26 protein-coding genes are annotated in these 19,808 nt (G+C 60.6%); 19 read left to right on the forward strand and 7 right to left on the reverse strand.

Features of this window, described 5'->3' with window-relative positions; translation table 11 throughout:
• Positions 1–155: 155 nt before the first annotated feature.
• The 4 genes from KCG45_RS08390 (at position 156) to KCG45_RS08405 (ending at position 4,666) form a co-directional block, all read left to right on the forward strand.
• A complete protein-coding gene (locus KCG45_RS08390) occupies positions 156–1,349 on the forward strand; it encodes an acyl-CoA dehydrogenase family protein (protein ID WP_218316821.1) in 1,194 nt (397 codons plus the stop codon).
• 84 nt (positions 1,350–1,433) lie between these two features.
• Positions 1,434–2,573, forward strand: a complete 1,140-nt coding sequence (locus KCG45_RS08395; protein ID WP_218316822.1) for an acyl-CoA dehydrogenase family protein — start codon at positions 1,434–1,436, stop codon at positions 2,571–2,573.
• A gap of 2 nt (positions 2,574–2,575) precedes the next feature.
• The gene (locus tag KCG45_RS08400) at positions 2,576–3,379 is read left to right on the forward strand and encodes an SDR family oxidoreductase (protein ID WP_218316823.1); all 804 of its coding nucleotides are present in this window, start codon (positions 2,576–2,578) and stop codon (positions 3,377–3,379) included.
• Positions 3,380–3,952: 573 nt separating this feature from the next.
• Positions 3,953–4,666, forward strand: coding sequence for a hypothetical protein (locus KCG45_RS08405; RefSeq protein WP_218316824.1), 714 nt, complete (start codon positions 3,953–3,955; stop codon positions 4,664–4,666).
• Here KCG45_RS08405 and gmk read toward each other — a convergent pair.
• The 3 genes from gmk to KCG45_RS08420 all read right to left on the reverse strand — a co-directional run bounded on the left by gmk (position 4,663) and on the right by KCG45_RS08420 (position 6,324).
• The gene (gene gmk, locus KCG45_RS08410; RefSeq protein WP_218316825.1) at positions 4,663–5,307 is read right to left on the reverse strand and encodes a guanylate kinase; all 645 of its coding nucleotides are present in this window, start codon (positions 5,305–5,307) and stop codon (positions 4,663–4,665) included. The genes KCG45_RS08405 and gmk overlap by 4 nt on opposite strands.
• 62 nt (positions 5,308–5,369) lie before the next feature.
• Positions 5,370–5,771 carry a hypothetical protein gene (locus KCG45_RS08415; protein WP_218316826.1) on the reverse strand — a complete coding sequence of 134 codons (402 nt, stop codon included), beginning with the start codon at positions 5,769–5,771 and terminating at the stop codon, positions 5,370–5,372.
• A gap of 49 nt (positions 5,772–5,820) precedes the next feature.
• Entirely contained in the window at positions 5,821–6,324 is a 504-nt protein-coding gene (locus KCG45_RS08420; protein ID WP_218316827.1) for an SspB family protein, read from the reverse strand.
• Between the two features lie 135 nt (positions 6,325–6,459).
• On the opposite strand from KCG45_RS08420, the gene hisB reads away from it, so the two are divergent.
• The 13 genes from hisB to pal all read left to right on the forward strand — a co-directional run bounded on the left by hisB (position 6,460) and on the right by pal (position 15,005).
• On the forward strand, positions 6,460–7,077 hold the full coding sequence (gene hisB / locus KCG45_RS08425; RefSeq protein WP_218316828.1) for an imidazoleglycerol-phosphate dehydratase HisB: 618 nt from the start codon (positions 6,460–6,462) through the stop codon (positions 7,075–7,077).
• A gap of 116 nt (positions 7,078–7,193) precedes the next feature.
• Positions 7,194–7,820, forward strand: coding sequence for an imidazole glycerol phosphate synthase subunit HisH (gene hisH, locus KCG45_RS08430; RefSeq protein WP_218316829.1), 627 nt, complete (start codon positions 7,194–7,196; stop codon positions 7,818–7,820).
• On the forward strand, positions 7,817–8,545 hold the full coding sequence (gene hisA, locus KCG45_RS08435; RefSeq protein ID WP_218316830.1) for a 1-(5-phosphoribosyl)-5-[(5-phosphoribosylamino)methylideneamino]imidazole-4-carboxamide isomerase: 729 nt from the start codon (positions 7,817–7,819) through the stop codon (positions 8,543–8,545). Before hisH ends, hisA begins: the two co-directional genes overlap by 4 nt.
• Before the next feature lie 8 nt (positions 8,546–8,553).
• Complete coding sequence (locus KCG45_RS08440; protein ID WP_218316831.1) at positions 8,554–8,991, forward strand: hypothetical protein; 438 nt, start codon at positions 8,554–8,556, stop codon at positions 8,989–8,991.
• Entirely contained in the window at positions 8,992–9,774 is a 783-nt protein-coding gene (gene hisF, locus KCG45_RS08445; protein ID WP_218316832.1) for an imidazole glycerol phosphate synthase subunit HisF, read from the forward strand.
• Positions 9,775–9,788: 14 nt separating this feature from the next.
• A complete protein-coding gene (locus tag KCG45_RS08450) occupies positions 9,789–10,115 on the forward strand; it encodes a phosphoribosyl-ATP diphosphatase (protein ID WP_218316833.1) in 327 nt (108 codons plus the stop codon).
• A 2-nt stretch (positions 10,116–10,117) separates the two neighbouring features.
• Complete coding sequence (locus KCG45_RS08455; protein ID WP_218316834.1) at positions 10,118–10,498, forward strand: histidine triad nucleotide-binding protein; 381 nt, start codon at positions 10,118–10,120, stop codon at positions 10,496–10,498.
• A 96-nt stretch (positions 10,499–10,594) separates the two neighbouring features.
• Positions 10,595–11,044: a YbgC/FadM family acyl-CoA thioesterase gene (locus KCG45_RS08460; RefSeq protein ID WP_218316835.1), complete on the forward strand. Its 450-nt coding sequence runs from the start codon at positions 10,595–10,597 to the stop codon at positions 11,042–11,044.
• Complete coding sequence (gene tolQ, locus KCG45_RS08465) at positions 11,044–11,745, forward strand: protein TolQ (protein ID WP_218316836.1); 702 nt, start codon at positions 11,044–11,046, stop codon at positions 11,743–11,745. Before KCG45_RS08460 ends, tolQ begins: the two co-directional genes overlap by 1 nt.
• Positions 11,745–12,191, forward strand: coding sequence for an ExbD/TolR family protein (locus KCG45_RS08470; RefSeq protein WP_218316837.1), 447 nt, complete (start codon positions 11,745–11,747; stop codon positions 12,189–12,191). The genes tolQ and KCG45_RS08470 overlap by 1 nt, the downstream gene beginning before the upstream one ends.
• A 13-nt stretch (positions 12,192–12,204) precedes the next feature.
• A complete protein-coding gene (tolA, locus tag KCG45_RS08475; protein ID WP_218316838.1) occupies positions 12,205–13,002 on the forward strand; it encodes a cell envelope integrity protein TolA in 798 nt (265 codons plus the stop codon).
• A complete protein-coding gene (gene tolB / locus KCG45_RS08480) occupies positions 12,999–14,417 on the forward strand; it encodes a Tol-Pal system beta propeller repeat protein TolB (RefSeq protein WP_218316839.1) in 1,419 nt (472 codons plus the stop codon). The genes tolA and tolB overlap by 4 nt, the downstream gene beginning before the upstream one ends.
• Positions 14,418–14,483: 66 nt before the next feature.
• A complete protein-coding gene (pal, locus tag KCG45_RS08485) occupies positions 14,484–15,005 on the forward strand; it encodes a peptidoglycan-associated lipoprotein Pal (protein WP_218317596.1) in 522 nt (173 codons plus the stop codon).
• 16 nt (positions 15,006–15,021) lie between these two features.
• On the opposite strand, the gene KCG45_RS08490 is transcribed toward pal, so the two are convergent.
• Complete coding sequence (locus KCG45_RS08490) at positions 15,022–15,186, reverse strand: hypothetical protein (protein ID WP_218316840.1); 165 nt, start codon at positions 15,184–15,186, stop codon at positions 15,022–15,024.
• A gap of 187 nt (positions 15,187–15,373) precedes the next feature.
• Here KCG45_RS08490 and KCG45_RS08495 point away from each other — a divergent pair, with 187 nt between their 5' ends.
• Positions 15,374–15,907, forward strand: a complete 534-nt coding sequence (locus tag KCG45_RS08495; protein ID WP_218316841.1) for a J domain-containing protein — start codon at positions 15,374–15,376, stop codon at positions 15,905–15,907.
• A 72-nt stretch (positions 15,908–15,979) separates the two neighbouring features.
• On the opposite strand, the gene KCG45_RS08500 is transcribed toward KCG45_RS08495, so the two are convergent.
• The 3 genes from KCG45_RS08500 to KCG45_RS08510 all read right to left on the reverse strand — a co-directional run bounded on the left by KCG45_RS08500 (position 15,980) and on the right by KCG45_RS08510 (position 18,850).
• Complete coding sequence (locus tag KCG45_RS08500; RefSeq protein WP_255548093.1) at positions 15,980–16,453, reverse strand: GNAT family N-acetyltransferase; 474 nt, start codon at positions 16,451–16,453, stop codon at positions 15,980–15,982.
• A 229-nt stretch (positions 16,454–16,682) separates the two neighbouring features.
• A complete protein-coding gene (locus KCG45_RS08505; protein WP_218316843.1) occupies positions 16,683–17,498 on the reverse strand; it encodes an SDR family NAD(P)-dependent oxidoreductase in 816 nt (271 codons plus the stop codon).
• Between the two features lie 35 nt (positions 17,499–17,533).
• Positions 17,534–18,850, reverse strand: a complete 1,317-nt coding sequence (locus KCG45_RS08510; RefSeq protein ID WP_218316844.1) for a cystathionine gamma-synthase family protein — start codon at positions 18,848–18,850, stop codon at positions 17,534–17,536.
• Between the two features lie 210 nt (positions 18,851–19,060).
• On the opposite strand from KCG45_RS08510, the gene KCG45_RS08515 reads away from it, so the two are divergent.
• Positions 19,061–19,801, forward strand: a complete 741-nt coding sequence (locus KCG45_RS08515; protein WP_369410761.1) for a DNA/RNA non-specific endonuclease — start codon at positions 19,061–19,063, stop codon at positions 19,799–19,801.
• Positions 19,802–19,808 lie beyond the last annotated feature (7 nt).

Here is a 19,808-nt window from a genome sequence, read left to right on the forward strand (position 1 = left end):
GCCCAGCCTAAGCGCCATGAATATCCCGTCAACGTAAACCGGCTGACGCTACGGCATGGGGAGCCGCGCTATGGCTACCAAATCCGCGCTTGCAGGGCCTGTGCGAATTCCCATAACGTAAGCGTTAACCGAGAGATCAAACAGGAGAGTCGGTGATGTCCGATCTGGAAAGCTTCCGCGCAGAAACCCGTGAATGGTTAGAAGCCAACTGCCCGCAAGAAATGCGCGAGCCGGTACGCGATGAGGAAGACGTGTATTGGGGCGGACGCAACGCGACCTTCAAGAGCGACGCGCAAAAGGCTTGGTTCGAGGCCTGCCGGGACAAGGGCTACACCGTTCCGGCCTGGCCGAAGGACTATGGCGGTGCCGGTCTCGACCCGGCGCAGGCCAAAGTTCTTCGTCAGGAAATGAGCCGCATCAATGCGCGCCCGCCGCTCAGCTCTTTCGGCATCTGGATGCTCGGCCCGGCGCTGCTTCATTTCGGCACCGAGGAACAGAAGAAGCATTTTCTCGGCCAGATTGCGCGCGGCGAGATTCGCTGGTGTCAGGGCTATTCGGAGCCGGGTTCGGGAAGCGATCTCGTGTCCTTGCAGACATTCGGTGAAGACAAGGGCGATCACTGGGTCGTCAACGGCCAGAAAGTCTGGACCTCTTACGCCGATGAGTGCGACTGGATTTTCTGCCTCGTCCGCACCGACAAGACGAACAAGTATCAGGGCATCACCTTCATGCTGTTCGACATGGAGACCGAAGGCTGCTCGACCAAGCCGATTAAGCTAATCAGCGGAAATTCGCCGTTCTGCGAAACATTCTTCGACGATGTGAAAGTACCCAAGAGCTATGGCGAGGGCATCCCGGCCTATGTTGGTGAGATCAACCGTGGCTGGGACGTGGCGAAATATCTCCTGGGCCATGAGCGCGAAATGATTTCGGGCGCTGGCGGGGGTGACCGCACCAGCGCAATCGGCGCGGCCATGACACGCCATGCTGCAAAGACGGGCGACGAGCTTGATCCGGTAATGCGCGCCGAGCTCGCAATGTTCGATGTCGACGCGCTGGCTTATGGTGCGATGGGCGAGAAATTCCTCGACGAGATCAAGGTCGGAAAGGCGCACCCGGCACAGCCGAACATGATGAAATATGTCGGCACCGAACTGAACAAGCGCCGCCACGAACTCATGATGTCGGCAGGCGGAAGCCGCGCTCTCGAATGGGAAAGCGAGCAGACGAGCGGCGGTAAGCCATCGCGCAACTGGCTGCGCACCAAAGCGAACTCGATCGAGGGCGGTACCTCGGAAGTCATGCTCAACGTGATTTCGAAGCGTATTCTCGACCTGCCGGGTTCCTGACTCCGCGAAGCATATTACCGGGCCGCTCTCGAAAAATCGGGAGCGGCCCTAAAAATTACATAATCAGAGAGGACAAGGCGCGACATGCCCCTTTATCACGACGACGATCAGGCGATGCTCGCCGATACCGCTAGCGGTTTCATGGCCGAAGAAGGCAATATCCAGAAACAGCTGCGTCACTGGCGCGACCGGGATTGCCCGGACGGCTTCGGCCACGCACTCTGGAAGCAGATGGCGGAAATGGGCTTCACCGGAATGCTCGTCGCTGAAGACGATGGCGGCCTGGGAATGGGCCATGTCGAAGCGGGCATCGTGCTCGGAGAGATCGGGCGCAACCTTACCCCGTCGCCTTTTCTTACATCCTCCGTTCTAGCCGCGACTGCGCTCAAGCACGGCAGCGATGATTTGCGTGGGCGTTACTTGCCAGGCCTGATCGAAGGCGAGAGCGTGTTCGCAGTTGCAATCGACGAAACGGCCAAACACCGTCCTGGCAGGATTGCGACCAAGGCCGAAAAATCGGGCAACGGCTTCAAGCTGACCGGCTCCAAAAGCTTCGTGATCCAAGGGGCGAGCGCCGACATGATCGTTGTTGCCGCGCGCACCAGCGGATCGGACGAGGACGAGGATGGCATTACGTTGTTCGCCGTCCCGAAAGACGCCGCCAACATGACACAGGATGCGGTCCGGCTCGTCGACAGCTCGGTCGCCTCGCATATCAAGTTCGACGGGGTCGAACTGGACGGCGATGCGGTGATCGGGGAAGTCAATGGCGGACGCGATATCCTCAACGCCGTGCTGACCGCAGGCCGTGTCGGCGCAGCGGCAGAGGGAGTGGGCGTGGCCAGCGGGGCCATGGACATGACCGTCGATTACCTAAAGCAGCGCAAACAGTTCGGCCGACTTATCGGCGAATTCCAGGCGCTGCAGCACCGTGCCAGCCACCTCTATTCTGAGGTCGAAATTGCGCGGGCCGTCGTAATCAAGACGCAGCAGCTGCTCGACGCGGGTGCCGAAAGTGCCGAACTGATGAGTTCGGTCGCCAAGGCCAAGGTCGCCAAGGCTGCGGGCCTCGCGGTCAAGGAAGGCGTCCAGATGCATGGCGGCATCGGAATGACCGATGAATACGATATCGGCCTTTACATGAAGCGCGATCGAGCGCTGCAGGAATTCCTTGGCGATGCCTATTTCCACGCCAACCGTGTTGCTGAATTGAGCGGATATTGATCATGGACATTCAATCACTTTTCGGTCTGGATGGCCGCGTTGCTCTGGTCACCGGCGGCAGCCGCGGGATCGGCAAGATGTTCGTCGAAGGCCTGCTCGCCGCGGGGTGCGCGCGCGTCTACATCTCGGCGCGCAAGGTCGAGCAGATGCAGGAAACCATTGCCGAGTTCGGCGAGGACAAGGTCTTCGGCATCCCTGCAGATCTCAGCCAGATGGACGGCATTCAATCGCTCGCTGATGAAATGGCGAAGCGCGAGGACAAGCTCGACATATTGATCAACAACGCTGGCGCCGCGTGGGGCCAACCCTATCTCGAATTCAACGAGGCCGGCTGGCACCGGACGATGGACCTCAACGTGAAGACGCCGTTCTTCCTGACACAGAAGCTGCATGATCTTCTGGTTGCAGGAGGGAAGGGCGATCACCCAGCGAAGGTGATCCATGTCTCTTCCATCGACGGGCAAAAGATCAATCCGTGGGAAACCTACGCCTACCAGGCATCGAAAGCGGGCGTGATCCAATTGACCCGGCGGATGGCGGCGCGGCTGATCCAGGACAATATAATCGTCACCTCGATAGCGCCCGGTGCCTTCGCTAGCGAGATGAACAAGGCTGCGAAGAATGCCCCGGACGCCAGCGCCTCAATGATCCCGGCCAAGCGGATCGGCACGAAGGAGGACATGGCTGCCGCAGCGATCTATCTTTGCAGCCGCGCGGGCGATTATGTGGTCGGCGACACCGTGACGGTCGACGGCGGTGTGGTGAACGCGTTTCTGCCCGGGCAATTCAACGACCCCGCCGGATAGGGCCTATCAGTTAGTATGTAACTCCGGCGAGTAAATCGATCGAATCCGTGCTCAGGCGACCTTTTGGAGAAGGTCCAGCAGGCTCGCCAACGTACCACGCCGACTTGCTTGCAGCGTTCCAGTCGCTGGTCTCGCGGCGTCGTTTCCGATGATGCTGGCGGCCCAAGGCAGCGGTGAAAACTGGCAATTCAAGGTCGACGACTGAATTATACTTGTCGTCACAGACCTTGCAGCCGATCGGATGCGAATGATCACTCCAGTGCAGCCCCGCGGATCTTTATGAAAATACGACTCAACGCCCGATGCAGGCCAATTTCGACACTGCGCTGGATGCATGGTACGCCCTCGGCCGAGGTCCAATATAGGCGGCATTCGTCCATTCTAACGGCAGCGTGAGTACGCGCGATTTAGCCATCGCTCACCCGATGCCACGCAGGTCCGAGACACAAGCCTCAGAGCGGTATTTACCGCATTTTCCTCCGGCCCGATTTCTCGTTCATCTTTGGATCTTGCACCACAGGTGTATTGGTGTATTAACTCACTGAGTTTCGACACTTCAAGCGGGAAGTCCCAGTGCGAAAATTGATCCTTTTCAGCACTCTCGGTCTAACGATCGTTCTCGCTTGCGGCGCGTTCGCCTATTATTGGAATTCGCCAGAGCGGCATACCACTGCAGCAGTATTCACCGGTCTTGCACGCGAAGTTTCGGACAATGTGCTGCTGTCGCCTTTCTCCCCTGCTGCGCGCATAGTCGTCGACCCGTCACTAGAATATGTCGGCGGCCAGAAATTTACGCTCTATGGTACGGCGGCGGTAGAACAACACGTTTTCGGGCGTCGGTGGCCTGACGGGTCCCCGCGGTCGACCTTGTTGTTCCAGTTTGAATCGGTCTTGCCGGGAGTCGATTGGCAGTACGATTATTCCAGCGCTGAGCATCGGACTACGATTGGCGGGTTCGACTTCTTTACCGATGTCGAACCCGGACGAGTGTGGTGGTTGTTCCCGAACGGAAAACCAGGGACGGACGGTTATCGCGCAAAAACGCTGGCGGACCAGGCTGGCTTTCCCGTTCCTCAGGATTATGTGTGGCATCGCTCTGTGCATATTCCCGATGGCGATGCGCGCTCGGAATTGCTCATCATCTGGCTTGAGGACCTGGCGCCGACAGGCAAATCCCGAGACGACTTTCAGCAGGGCGGCAAGGGATCGGCCGAGTGGGATATGATCGCGCGTCAAAGCATAGAGTCGCTGAACGAGCTCATAACGATTGAAGCCGAGGAACCCTAACCCATCAATTCCCGCACGAATGGGATCAGCCCGGTCTGGCGTGTGCGCCGCATGCGTTCCGCGTCGAGCACTTCGCGGACCCGGTCGAAACATTCATCGACATTGTCGTTGATGACCACGTAGTCATATTCCGCCCAGTGGCTGATTTCCGCGCGGGCCCGCTCCATCCGTCCGTCGATCACATCGTCGCTGTCCTGCGCGCGCTCTTCGAGACGGCGGCGCAATTCGGCGAGGCTCGGCGGGAGGATGAAGACGCTGACGACGTCCTGTTGGTCCTTTTGATAAAGCTGCTGTGTGCCTTGCCAGTCGATATCGAACAGATAATCCTGCCCCTCTTTCAGCCCTTCGCGGATGTGGCCTTTCGGTGTGCCATAGCGATAGCCGAAAACCTCGGCCCACTCGTAAAAATCGTCTTCCTCCACCATCGCATCGAACTTGGCATCGCTGACGAAATGATAGTGCACGCCGTCTTCCTCTCCCGGACGAGGGGGGCGGGTGGTGGCGGAAACGGAAAGCTTGATGTCGGCGTCTGCGGCGAGAAGCATACGCGATAACGTAGTTTTGCCCGCGCCCGACGGGGACGACAGGATGAACAGCAGGCCGCGCCGGTGCAGTTTGTCGATGGTTTTGAAATCGGCCATGAGGTCCCCAAAGAAAACCCCGATGCCGCAAAGCACCTGACTAAATCAAGGGCTGAGCCGGGCTACTCGCCGGTTATGCGCGTGCGCTTCATTCTTTTGCGCTTCATCTGCCGCGATTTTCCGCGATCGTAGAGGGTCTTCACGACGAGACCGCTGGCGACGATGCCAAGTCCCACTGGAGAGCGCGTTGCCAGCTTGCTGGCCCCGTACAATGCCAGCGACGTGATCATGGTGCGTCCGTCGATTAGGGACTCGGCCTTGGCTTCATCCTGGTAGCTTGCCTTTGCTACCTTCTTTTCGATGTTCTTTCTAAACAGGCTGGTCGCGCCGCGCACCACGATATCGGTGATGAGCAGGTTGGTCGCCGGGTTCGGACTGGGGATGAGAAACGAAGTGCGCGTCTCTTCCTCGACATCGGCCTTGGCAAGCGTGCGGGTGAAGCGGTCGGGGCGTGGTTTCTTCATATCGAACCATCAACGCTTGAAAGCCAAAGCGTTTCCGCAGGCGCCGCGCTTACTTCTTTTTTCCGAAATCGACGGTCACGACATTGGAGCCGTCGTCATCGCCGCCATTGCCGGGATCGATGCTACCGTCAGGCTCGTCATTTTCTGCATGCTCATGCGCTTCGGGAGACATGTCGCCCGCCGTCGCCTGAAACTGCAGCCCGAAATCGACCGCTGGGTCGACAAATGCGGTGATCGCAGCGAACGGTACCTGCAGCTTGGCCGGGATCTGGTTGAACGAAAGGCCGACCGAAAACCCGTCATCGCGCACGTCGAGATCCCAGAACTTGTTCTGGAGCACGATCGTCATCTCATCTGGGAACCGCTCGCGAAGATGCGGCGGAATAGACACGCCGGCAGCGCCCGTTTTGAAAGTAATATAGAAGTGATGATTGCCTGGCAGTTCGCTGCCGCCCTGCTCGATTTCGCCAAGCACACGGCCCACCACGGCGCGCAGCGCCTCTTGGACGATCTCGTCATACGGGATGAGGCTATCGGGCGTGTCTTCGCTCATGCACAAGAGTGGTGGCGAGGGTCGCGGCGATGGTCAAGCATTTCCGCGAAGTGGTGCAAGAATTCGCCGCAATTGCGTCGCTCCCGCTGCGCGCCGCCGCTTGCGCTCCACGCCGAGCGGTTATAGGGCGCGGCCATGTCCAACACCGCTGAAAGCCCTCGCCGCACCGGCACAATCGAGCGCAAGACCGCCGAAACCGGAATAGCGATTGCCGTCGATCTCGACGGCACCGGAACCTACGACGTGTCGTCCGGGATCGGGTTCCTCGATCACATGGTCGAACAGTTTTCGAAACATTCGCTGATCGACGTGTCGATGAAGGTCGAAGGCGACTTGCATGTGGACCAGCATCACACGACCGAAGATTCGGCGATTGCGCTGGGCCAGGCGATTGCGGAGGCGCTCGGGGACAAGGCCGGGATCGGGCGCTACGGCGCGGCCTATTCTCCCATGGACGAGACGCTTTCACGGGTTGCGCTCGACATTTCCGGGCGACCTTATGTTGTCTGGAAAGCCGGCTTCACCCAGGAAAAGCTGGGCGAATGGGACACGGAGCTGATCGAGCACTGGTTTCACTCGGTTGCGCAGACCGCCGGGATAACGCTGCATATCGAGCTTCTCTATGGCAGCAACAACCATCATATCTGTGAGAGCATATACAAAGGCTTCGCCCGCGCGATGCGCATCGCTGTCGAACGCGATCCACGCAAGGGCGACGCTATCCCGAGCACGAAGGGGCAGCTTGGTGGATAGGAAAAGTCAATCGGTTGCGGAGCAACCGCAAGGGCGATCGCCCGCCCGCAGCGGGTGCAGTTTTGCTGCACGTCTAGCGAGGATCGCGCGCCCGGAGGGGCGTGCGGAAAACAAGAGTGGCTAACCGGGTCGCGCTGATCGATTACGGCGCGGGCAATCTTCATTCGGTCCATAATGCGCTGAACGCGGTGGGAGCGGATGTGAAGGTCACCGCCGATCCCGAAATCGTGCGCAAGGCCGACCGGATCGTCCTTCCCGGTGTCGGGTCATTCAAGGCCTGTGCCCACGGGCTGGAAGGTGTGCCGGGAATGGTCGATGCCCTTACCGAGCGCGCGGAAATGGGCGGCGCGCCATTCCTCGGCATATGCGTGGGCATGCAGCTGCTCGCATCGCGCGGGCTGGAACATGGCGCCACGCCGGGGCTGGGATGGATACCGGGCGAGGTCCGGTTGATCATTCCAAGTGATCCGGCGATCAAGGTGCCGCATATGGGGTGGAACGACGTTGCAATAATGCCCCACGCGCGCGGTCATCCGGTCGTCGAGGAGGGAGAGGCATATTTCCTTCACTCTTATCATTTCGCCGCTGAAGATCCGCATCACATCGCTGCGATGACCGATCACGGGGAAGGACTTGTCGCGAGCGTCGTGCGCGGCAATATCCTAGGGGTGCAGTTTCATCCCGAGAAAAGCCAGGCATACGGCCTGGAAACCCTCGCCCGTTTTCTGGAGTGGAACCCATGATCGTATTTCCCGCAATCGACCTCAAAGGCGGCGAAGTGGTGCGTCTGGCCGAGGGCGATATGGACCGCGCGACAATCTATGGCGATGATCCTGCGGCGCAGGCGATGCTCTTCGCCGAGGCGGGGGCCGAACATCTTCATGTCGTCGATCTCGATGGAAGTTTCGCGGGCGAAGGACGCAACCGTGAAGCGGTCGAGGCGATCGTCGAGCGGTTTCCAGGCTACGTGCAGCTCGGCGGAGGTATCCGCGACGCCAAAGCGGTGGAAGGGTGGTTCAATCTCGGCGTGGCGCGCGTCGTCATGGGCTCGGCTGCGCTCAAGAACCCCGAATTCGTCAAGGATATGGCGCGGGAGTGGGAAGGCGGTATCGTCGTCGCGGTCGATGCGAAGGACGGCATGGTCGCGACCGAGGGCTGGGCCGAGGTCTCCGATGTTCCTGTCGTCGATCTTGCCCGCCGGTTCGAGGATGCCGGCGTCGCCGCCCTGCTGTTCACCGATATCGGACGTGACGGGCTGCTGAAAGGCGTGAACATCGACGCGACTGTGGAGCTTGCGCAGCGGGTCGATATTCCCGTGATCGCCAGCGGCGGTGTGAAGGGGCTGGATGACATCCACGTTCTCTCGCTTAACGCCCATGAAGGCATCGAAGGTGTCATCACCGGACGGGCGCTGTACGAGGGGCGGCTTGATCTTGCGGCAGCTATCGCGATGGGGGCGAGGGCTTAGGTATCGGTATGAGTGAAGATATGCTTTTCTGGATCGGCCTGGCAGTGCTCGGTATCGTATTTGTGGCTGTAGTGAAGCGGAAGGCCGCGAACAGTTCGAGCTTGATTGTTACCGGTCCCGGGGTGCTCAAGACGCTCAATATCGAATGCCTGTTCTGGAGCGAAGATTCTGGACGCAAGATTTACCACGGCAAATTGTCGCAGGATCGCTGGAGCGACGGACAAGAAAGGTTCAGCCTGCGTTTGCACAACCTTCCCAGCAACAGGGGCAGTGTCCAGCTTCTTCGCGGCGACCAGCGAGTGTCGGAATTCGAGACGCAAGGGAGTTCGGTGCGTTTTGCGTGGAAGGGGATGATCAGCGAGGAAATCCCGGCGTTCAGCATAGGTGAAAACCTCGCGATTTTGGTCGGTGATCAAAAACTGACCGGCACCGTGGAGCCGGATTGAATGACCGTCCGCATCCGCGTTATCCCGTGTCTCGACGTCGCCGATGGGCGCGTGGTGAAGGGTGTCAACTTTGTCGATCTGAAAGATGCCGGCGATCCCGTCGAACAGGCGCGCGCCTATGATGAGGCGGGGGCGGACGAACTGTGCTTCCTCGATATCTCGGCCACGCATGAAGGGCGCGGAACGCTGCTCGACATCGTGCGCCGCACGGCGGAGGTCTGCTTCATGCCGGTGACGGTTGGCGGCGGTGTCGCTTCGGTCGAGGATGCGCGGGCGCTGCTGCTCGCCGGCGCGGACAAGGTCGCGGTCAACAGCGCGGCGGTCAAATGGCCTGAAGTTGTCGCCGAAATCGCGGAGAAATTCGGAAGCCAGTGCATCGTGGCCAGCGTCGATGCCCGGCGTGTCGTCCCGACGACGGGAGAGAAAGCACCGAAATGGGAAATCTTCACCCATGGCGGCCGCAGGCCGACCGGCATCGATGCGGTCGAACATGCTGTGAGAATGGCTGAACTGGGGGCGGGTGAGCTGCTTGTTACCAGCATGGACGGCGACGGAACGAAAGCTGGGTACGACCTCGAACTGACGCGCACGATTGCCGATGCGGTCAGCATTCCCGTCATTGCCAGCGGCGGGGTAGGCACGCTGGCACACCTTGTCGACGGCGTGCGCGAAGGCCATGCCAGCGCTGTCCTCGCCGCGTCGATCTTCCACTTCGGCGAACATTCGATCAGCGACGCCCACAAGGCACTGCGCGATGCGGGCTTGCCCGCGCGCGGGCTTTGAAGGACAAGCCGGGCATGAACACGCACACCGACATTCTCGAACGGCTCGAACAGACGATCGCGGCGCGCCGCGCTGCCTCGCCGGATAGCAGCTATGTCGCCAAGCTCAACGCAAAGGGCTTGCCGAAGATTGCGCAGAAACTGGGCGAAGAGGCGACCGAAGCGGTGATTGCGGCGCTTTCGGGGAGCAATGAAGAGCTGGTCGGCGAAAGCGCGGACCTGCTGTTTCATTTGCTCGTCCTGCTGAGCGCGAAGGGTGTTTCGCTGGAGCATGTCCTCGCCGAACTGGAGCGGCGCGAGGGACAATCCGGTCTCGAGGAAAAAGCCGGAAGGAGCGAATAAGCATGCCGATTGACCCCACGCTCCCCTATGATGACGACAACATCTTCGCAAAAATCCTGCGCGGCGAAATCCCGTCGAACAAGGTCTACGAAGACGACTGGGCTTTCGCCTTCGAGGACATCAATCCTCAGGCAGAGATCCATACGCTCGTTATTCCCAAGAGCCGGTATGTCAGTTGGGACGATTTTTCGGCGAAGGCCTCCGACGAGGAAATCGGCGGTTTCGTGAGGGCAGTCGGCGAAGTGGCGCGGCGCAAGGGCTTGGTCGAGCCGGGTTACCGGATGATGGCGAATATAGGCGCGCATGGCGGCCAGGAAGTCCCCCATCTGCACGTGCACATATTCGGCGGGCAGCCATTGGGGCCGATGATTGCGAGAAAGTGAGTTTCGTCGTGCGCGAGACTCGTTTCACCACCATTCATGTGACTAATCGCAAACGCCGCTTTGCAGCGATTCATCGCTGCGCTAGGTGCACTTGAGATGGTTAATCCAACCCCTCCCGGCGGCGTGATCGATGGCTGCGAGCATTTTTATGCTGTGCGCGTTTATTACGAGGATACCGACCTTTCCGGCATTACCTATCACGCCAACTACCTGCGGTGGTTCGAACGCGCGCGATCCGATCTGCTGCGATTGCTGGAAATCGACCAGCGTGAGGCGATCGAGACCGGCGAAGGCGCGTATGCCGTGACTGAGATCAACATCAAATATGTGCAGCCGGCCAAGCTGGATGACGATGTGGTGGTCACCACCGTGAGCACGGAAATCGCCGCAGCCAGCGTTCGAATGGAGCAGGTCGCGCGGCGCGGGGATGACATCTTGGCGACGGCGCAGGTGCGCGCGGCCTTTCTAACACCGGAAGGGCGTCCGCGCCGACAACCTGCCGAATGGCGCGCAGCATTTCAAAACTTCATGGATCAAGAGGCTTAATGACCATCCCGCTCGAAATTCTTGCCGTTGCACCCTCCACTCGGCTCGACCCGCTGGAGCTGTTTCTCGATGCCGATATCGTCGTTCAGGCGGTCATGGCGGGGCTGATCCTCGCAAGCATCTGGGTCTGGACCATCATCGTTGCGTTCAGTATGCGGATCGGCAAGCTCGAACGCCGGTCAAGCGATTATCAGGCCGATTTCTGGGAGACGCGCGACCGCGAAGCGACCCTTACCAAGCAGCAGCGCAGAGACGTGCCCGCCGCCCGCATCGCCGCAGCGGGGCTGGACGAGTGGAAGAAATCGACCTCCGGCACTGCGATTGATCGGAGCGCAGCGCGCGACCGTATTGGCGCGGCGATGGAAAGCCAGGTCGCCGAAGAAGCGGACGAGCTGGCAAGCCGCCTCACCTTCCTTGCCACAACCGGAGCGGTCGCGCCCTTCGTGGGGCTGTTCGGCACAGTGTGGGGTATCATGAACAGCTTTTTCCAGATCGGCGCGCAGGAAAGCTCCTCGCTCGCGGTCGTCGCGCCCGGCATTTCCGAGGCCCTGTTCGCGACGGCTATTGGTCTGTTCGCGGCGATCCCCGCGGTGATTGCGTATAACCGCTTCTCCAACCGCGTGAACCGGTACGAAGCTAGGCTGCAGCGCTTCGCGGACAAAGTGCATGCCGGGCTCAGCCGCGAGCTGGATCGAAGCTGATGGCGATGGGGCTTGCATCTTCCGGACGCGGGGGCCGCCGCTCGCGCCGTGCGCCGATGGCGGAAATCAACGTCACGCCGTTTGTCGACGTCATGCTGGTCCTGCTGATCATCTTCATGGTTACCGCGCCGCTGCTCGCAGTAGGCGTTCCGATCGAGCTACCCGATAGCCGCGCCAATCCCGTCGACCAGACGCCGGAGCAGATCACGATTTCGGTCGATGGGGACGGGATCATCTATATCGAGGATGAAGCCGTCCCCGTTGGCGGCTTCCCCGATGCGCTGGCGCAGATCGACCGCGGTGCTGATGGTCAGCAGCCCGTGATCGTGTTTCGCGGGGATCGCGCGGTCGATTACGGGCGCACCATGGCGGTGCTCGGCGAACTGAACCGTGCCGGCTTCACTTCGATCTCGCTGGTCACCAGCGGTTCAGGCACGGAGCCATAGCCAAGGGCTGAGTATGGGAGAGAGCGCTCTTTTGCGAAGCGAAGACCGGGTTGCGATCCCGATCGCGGTCGCGCTGCATGTCGGCGTGGTGGCCTTGCTCGTGCTGCAACCCGTCCGCGATCAAACCGCGATCCTGCCCGAGCGGATGACCGTCAGCCTCGCGACCGATATCGGGCTGGAGGCGACCGCGCCCGATCCCGTCGCCGAAAGCCGCACGGCCATTGCTCCGGTACTGGGTGAAGAGCTTGGAACGCGGCCGGAAAACGATCCGTCCGAAGCGGCGGAAACACCGCCGCCATCACCGCCTTCGACCACTCGCACGACGAGCGCGCCATCCAATCCTGCTCCCAACCGCCCGCGCCCCGACCGCGCAGAAACGCCTGCGCGCAACGCGCCGAGCGGAGGGGGAAGCCGGGTTGGCAGCGACTTTCTGCCCGGGAGCGGAAGTTCGACCTCGACCGATGAAACGCGCATTCCCGCGTCCGATATCGGCCCGAGCGCCAAGGCTTCGATTATCCAGGCGATCGTGCGGCAAATCCGCCCGCACTGGAATGCACCGAGCGGCGTGGATGCGGAACTGCTGGTGACCGAGCTGGCTTTCGATCTAAACGAAGACGGCTCGCTGAAAGGCCGTCCGCGCGTTCTGCGCCAAAGCGGCGAGAACGCCGCCAATCTCGCGCAAAAGTCGCTCCATGCCGAGCGCGCGATCCGCGCCGTGCAACTCGCCGCACCCTTTGACCTGCCCGACGAATATTACAATGCGTGGAAGTCGATCCGCGGCGCCCGCTTCGATAGGAACCTGTCACGATGAAACCGACCCTTCTTGCTCTATCACTGTTTGCCGCCGCTTTTTCGGCTGCGGCCTTCGCGCAAAGCGAGGATTTGAGTGAACCGTTGGGCGAAGGCGGTCCTGTCGAGACCACCGGAGTCGAGGCTTCGGGAGAGGAGGCCGATCAAGGCGGACTGAGCTTCACGGTCACCGATGAAAGCGATTGGACGGATATCGGCGTTGCGATCCCGGCTTTCGCGACTGATCGCGATCAGCCGACCCCAGCCAACGCCGATGGCACCGGCGCTTTGGGCCGCGAAGTCGCCCGCGTCATTACCGCGAACCTGCGCAATAACGGCCTGTTCAAGCCGGTCGGGCCGGACAGCCTGCCTCAGCCGAGTTTCGGCCAGATCACCGCGCCTAGTTGGGGCAGCTGGAGCGGGCGCGGGGCAGAGATGCTTGTGCATGGATACGTCCGCGCGCGCGACGATGACCGGCTGGTTGTGGGCTGTTATCTCTATGACGTCGCGTTGCAGGACGAACTCATCAGAGAAGGTTGGGTCGTGCGCCCCGCGGACTGGCGGCGCGCGGCGCATAAATGCTCCGACCTCATTTACGCGCGGCTGACCGGCGAAAGCCCGTTCTTCGACAGCCGCATCGCCTATATTGCGGAAACCGGCCCAAAGGATAATCGGGTCAAGCGGCTGGCGGTGATGGACAGCGACGGGGCAAACCATCGCTTCCTGACGCTTGGCAGCGCAACCGCGCTCACGCCGCGGTACTCGCCCGACTATTCGAAGATCATGTACCTGTCCTACGTCGATGGAAACCCGCGCATTTATGTCTACGATATCGGCAGCGGCAAGCAGCAGCTGGTGACCGAGAACAGCAATCCGACGCTCGCACCCCGGTGGTCGCCCGATGGGCGTAATATTCTCTTTTCGATGGCAGTCGCGGGCAACACCGACATTTACCGTGTCCCGGTGACAGGTGGGCAAGTTGTGCGGCTGACCGATACGCCGGGTATCGATATTGGCGGTTCCTATTCGCCCGACGGTTCACGGATCGTATTCGAAAGCGATCGCTCCGGCTCCCAGCAATGCTACATCATGAATGCTGATGGATCGAACCAGCGCCGCATCACCTTCTTCGGAGGGCGGTGCGCAACGCCCGAGTGGAGCCCGCGCGGCGACCAGATCGCATTCACGCGCATCGCCGGTGATTTCAATATTTCCGTAATGAACCCGAATGGGCGTAACCTTCGCGTTCTCACGAGCGGATGGCAGGATGAGGCCCCAACCTGGGCTCCGAATGGCCGGATCATCCAGTTCTTCCGCACGGAGCGGAACACCGGACGTTCCGGCCTGTGGCAAGTCGACCTGACGGGCCGGAACGAACGCAGGCTGCCCACGCCTGTCGATGCCTCGGACCCCGCGTGGGGACCGATCCGGCCTTGAGTGCGTTGAACTGTTACCTCCTGAAGGGGCAACCAGCCCCGAACTGAAAGGATGACGCTTATGACTATGTTCCCCCGGAATACGCTCCGCACGACCGTGCTTTTGGCCGCGTCGGCCACCGCTCTCGCTGCGTGCTCGAAAAAGGCACCAGAAGAACTGCCGCCGCCGCCGGCACCTGCCGAAGTGCAAGAAGAGACCACCGCTGAACCCAGTGGCCCGGTTGTGGGAACGCAGCAGCATTTTGAAAATGCAGTGGGATCATCGACGACGATTTATTTCGATACCGATCGCTTCAACGTCGATAGCGCGGATGCAGCGGCCCTACAGGAACAAGCACAGTATTTCGCGCGCTTCCCGCAACTGACCTTCACGATCGAGGGACACGCCGACGAGCGCGGTACGCGCGAATACAACCTCGCTCTGGGAGAGCGGCGTGCGAACGCGGCGAAGAATTATCTCGTCAGCCTGGGTGTCGGGACCGATCGTATTCGCACGATCAGCTACGGCAAGGAGCGCCCGGTTGCGCTCGCTTCCAATGAAGCGGCATGGGCGCAGAACCGCCGCGCCGCCAGCGTGATCATCAACTGATTGAAAAGCAGTAAGTTCAGCCGTGCAGGGCAGGTGGAAGCTCGGCCTGCACGCTGACCGTCTGGCCCAGCATCAGCGATGCATCGCCCGCTCCCACGAACTGCCCGTTTGCAGCCGCAAGGCACAGGCTCGCAAGTGCGAGCACCGAAAACAGGCTGGAAAGGGCGACTTGCTGGCTCATAATTCTCACTTTGATGACGCCGACTTAGCGCCGGGTCGTAAACGAACTGTTGCAATGCAACATTTCGTCTCGCAACTGGTTCCCGCTTCCTGCTGTCCCTTTGCTTTCCGCGCCACATGACCTAGATTGACCGCGTGTTACTTTCGACAAACTGCATTCCACACCTTCCTATCGCGCGGGTATCCTTTTGAGCCGCGCGCGCCGTTCCAACGATTGGGGGTTCCCGCGGTGGCGGTCCTACGATTCTTCGCGCGAGGCAGTGGCCCAGCGGGAATGCGATCGCCATGGCTGCGGAGAAGCGGGACTGTGCCCTGCGCCCAAATCACCCAACAGCCCGGACCGGTGGTATTTCTGCCAGAAGCACGCGGCAGAATACAATAAAGGCTGGGATTACTTCGAAGGGCTCGACAAGGAACAGAAGGCGGAGCGCACCAAAGCGGAGCAGCAGGAAAGCGCCGGTTACGCCGAGGCGTCGCATTACGGCTGGACCGGATCAGGCGATGGCTCACGCAGCGCTGATGAAATGCGCGCGCTTGAGGTTTTGGAACTGGAAGCAGACGCCGATTTCAGCGCGATCAAGAAAGCCTACCGTGCCAGGGCGAAAGAAGTGCATCCCGATGTAAAGCCAGGAGACGAGGAAGCCGCCAAGCAGTTTCAGATGATCCAGGTTTCGTACGAAGTTCTGCGCCAGGCCGAAGAACGGCGGGAGTGGAAAGGGTAGGGCACTCCGAAGCCTCCCGAGAGCCGGGCTGGCTTGTCGATCAATCCTTCGAAGGGCTCTTTGCCAGATCGCTTACGCGGCAGTCCCGAAATTCAAACGCGCGGGCCTGAACATCGGAGTCATTAGCGGCGAGTTCGGCGTCCTTATTTCGCCCATCACTTCGAACCCATGCCGCTCATAGAGCGAAATGTTTCGAGGGTTGGACGATTCCAGATAGGCCGGGAGGCCTTGCTCATCACATTTTTGGATCGCGTGTTTCATGAGCGCTGCACCGAGCCCACGCCCCGTCTGCGACGGGTCGGCCGCAATCAACGGGAGATACCAGCAGCGCTCTTGCGGATGGAATTCGTCCATCTGCGCATAGAAAGAGCCGATTTCCTCCATGCGCTGCGGTGCGATGGACTCTCCGAGGATGACTTCAATGGCGTCGCCGTCGGACTCCACACCGGGAGGCAGCCACATCGCTGCGGCAGACCCGCAATCGGTCTTGTAGACGCTCGAATGACTGAAGCCGGCACCGCCGAACGCAAGGATAAATCGGGGCATGACACGCAGATAGGTCTCTGCGTCAGGCCAAACCCATCGGGCTAAAGGGTCCGCCGCAAACCCCAATGTTATCGTCTGAACGATCGCTGATTGATCCGTTGGACCTGCAGCTCGAACCTGAGGCATCGCCATCTGACAAGTCTCCCGAAATTCGCGCCCTGACCAGAGATTAGCACAGGCCGATCCCTATGTCCTCTGGCCGACCTCCGCGCGCACCGACAACGGGTCTCTACTTGGGGCCCGCAAAGCTCTTCCCGCGTCCGTCGATTTCCGGATTGGGATTGTCGTTCCACCAGGCCACGTCGGTCCATGGGCGAATATCGAGCTCGTGGGTCCAGCAATTGCGCGGTTGCTGCGCGACGTGCCAGTAGGTTTCGGCGATCTGGGCGGGATCGATGACGCCTTCTTCACCCTTGGCAGCTTTGAATGCGTCGAATTTGTCGCCCAGCAGTTTGCCCAGCGTGTCGGGGGCGTCCACCGCTCCATCGATTACGAAATGCGCAACATGGATCCCTTGCGGCCCGAACTCGGCGTTCAAGGTCTGGCATAGCATTCGCCGTCCGCCCATCGCGGCGGCGTGGCTGTGCTGGCCCGCATTGCCGCGCATCGCAGATGTGGCGGAGGTGACGAGCAAGCACCCCTTGCCCCTCTCGACCATGGCCGGAAACACCGCGTGGGCGAGCCGGTAAACACCGTAGCAGCCCAATCGCCAGCCGAGTTCGAATGTTTTGTGCGGCGTGTCGTACAGCTTCCTGTTCCCGATCTGAGCGCCGAGATTGTAGAGCGCGGCCTCGATCGGGCCGACATCGCGCTCGATGCGTTCGACAAGTTCCTCGATCGAGCCGTCCTCGGCTGCGTTCAGCAGCGTACCCGAAGCACTTCCGCCTTCCTCTTCGATACGGTCGATCAAACGGCCCAGGCTCGCTTCATCGGACCGCCGAGCCAGAACGGCATGATACCCGCCCGCAGCAAAGCGGATGGCGGCATGCCCTCCGATCCCGGCGCCAGCGCCGATGACAAGGAATACAGGGTTTCTCTCCGGCATAACTCTCTCCCTCGGGCGGGAGAGTAGGGCAGACCTCAGACGTGTTCCAGAGCCTGCTCGAAATCGGCGATCAGGTCGTCTGGATCTTCGATGCCGATGCTGATGCGCACCAGGCTATCCGAGATGCCGAGCTGTTGCCGCCGCGCATGTGGGACCGAAAGGTGAGTCATCGATGCGGGATGGCTGGCGAGTGTCTCGGTGCCGCCAAGGCTGACCGCGAGCTTGGCGATGGTCAGGTTGTCGAGGAACCGGAAGCATTCCGCCTCTCCGCCCGTGATGAAGACCGAGAACGTGCTGCCCGCGCCCAGACAATGGCGGTTGTAAATGTCCTGCTGACGTTCATCCTCGATCATACCGAGATAGCCGAGGCCGTCGACCTTTGGATGCGATTTCAGGAAAGCGCAGACCTTCTTGGCGTTTTCACCGGCGCGCTGCATTCGCAGCTCGACCGTTTCGAGACTCCGCAGCAACATCCACGCAGTGTTCGGGTCGACGATCCCGCCCATCGTGTTCCTGAGCGCGCGTACCGGGTCCATCCACTTTTTCGCGCCTGCGATCGAGCCTGCAACCAGGTCCGAATGACCGCCGACATACTTGGTCAGCGAATAGGCTACGATGTCCGCGCCGTGATCGAGCGGGCGCTGCCACAGCGGGCCGAGGAAGGTGTTGTCGATCGCGATCGGGCAATCCCATTTGAGGTTCGCATCGCGCGCTTCCTTCACCGCCTCAATATCGACCAGCGCATTGGTCGGATTGCCGGGGCTCTCGAGGTAGATCATCGCGACCTTGCCACCGTTCTCTCCCGCCTGTTTCTTCGCCCGCTTCAGCACATCATCCAGCTCTTCGCGGGTCGCGCCGGCCGGGAAGTCGATATAGGTCACACCGAATTTCGATAGCACTTTCGCCACGAAACCTTCGGATGCGGCATAGAGCGGGCCCGAATGGACGATTACGTCGCCCTGGCTGACATAGGCGAGCATCAGGATGCAGATCGCGGTCATGCCGCTGGAAAAACTGAGCGAATCCTCTGCGCCGTCCCAGATGGCGAGGCGATCTTCGAGGATCTCCTGGTTCGGTGCATTGAAGCGCGAGTAGACGAGTCCCTCTGCGCCGCCTTCGCGCTGACCTGTGATCCCTTCGAAGTGGCGCTTGCCGTCGGCGGCGCTGGGGAAGGCAAAGGTCGATGTCAGGAAGATCGGCGGTTTCAGCGAACCTTCGGACAGGACCGGATCGAAACCGTGGCCCATCATCAGGGTCGAAGGCTTCAGCTCTCGCCCGCCGATGCTGGTCTTTTCCGGCTTGGGTTTGCGGCGCGGTGTAGGGGTTTCGGTGGCGTCGATCGCATCCGTCATGCGGACATCCTTCCTCAATAACGCTCCAAGGAAGGCTGGAGCCGATATCAGACCGGCGGGCACCCGCTTCTAACCTCCGCAGAAGCGCCTCTCCGCACCGGGCGTCTAACGCTCTGCTGATTATCGCGGGATAGTTGCAGTTGCAACCGGTTGAGTGCGATGTTTGCGTAAGCGGCGGGGAAAATCTAGCTTCCGATCGGGGAGAAAACCGTGCCGAACGATCCATTCCAGATGCAACGCGAGCTGCGCTACGGCGCACCGGTATGCGACCAGATCCTGACCGGAAGGCATTTTAGTATCGGCTATTCATGGTATTTCCGTCAGGCCAAGTGGACGCTGGAGATCATCAACCGCGACAGGGAACTGGTCAATGAAATGGCCATGGTCGAACGGCTCGACAATTTTCGCGCTGATACCCGCATTCCCAAACGATTCAGGGCAGGCCTGAAAGCCTACAAGGGCAGCGGCTTCGACCGCGGACACCTCGTCGCCAGCGCCAATCAAGATTTGCAGGACATCCAGAATTCCGAGACTTTCCTGCTATCCAACATGTCGCCGATGAAACCGCAGTTCAATCGCGGCATCTGGGCCAGGCTGGAAAACCAAATTCGCGAACTGGATGCGCGCGAAAGCACATTGGAGACCTACGTTCTGACCTGCCCTGTGTTCTATTTCGGGGAGAAGGTCGAACGGATCGGCAAGGATCAGGAGGATTTCGGCATCAGCGTCCCGGTCCCGCACGCCTTCATGAAGAGCGTGCTGACAGAAAACAGGCGCGGCCGGTTCCGGCTGTGGACCTTCGAAATCCCGAACAAGCGTCAGACGGAGGAACTCGGCAGCTTTCTGGTCAAGACCTACGATGCCGAACAGATGGTGGGCGGACGGTTCTGGGACCGCATTTCGCGCGAAGATCTGCATACCGCGAAATCGCGCGCCGGAACGATGTGGTGAGGGCAGA

This window comes from Erythrobacter ani, from assembly GCF_019204025.1.
Taxonomy (GTDB): domain Bacteria; phylum Pseudomonadota; class Alphaproteobacteria; order Sphingomonadales; family Sphingomonadaceae; genus Erythrobacter; species Erythrobacter ani.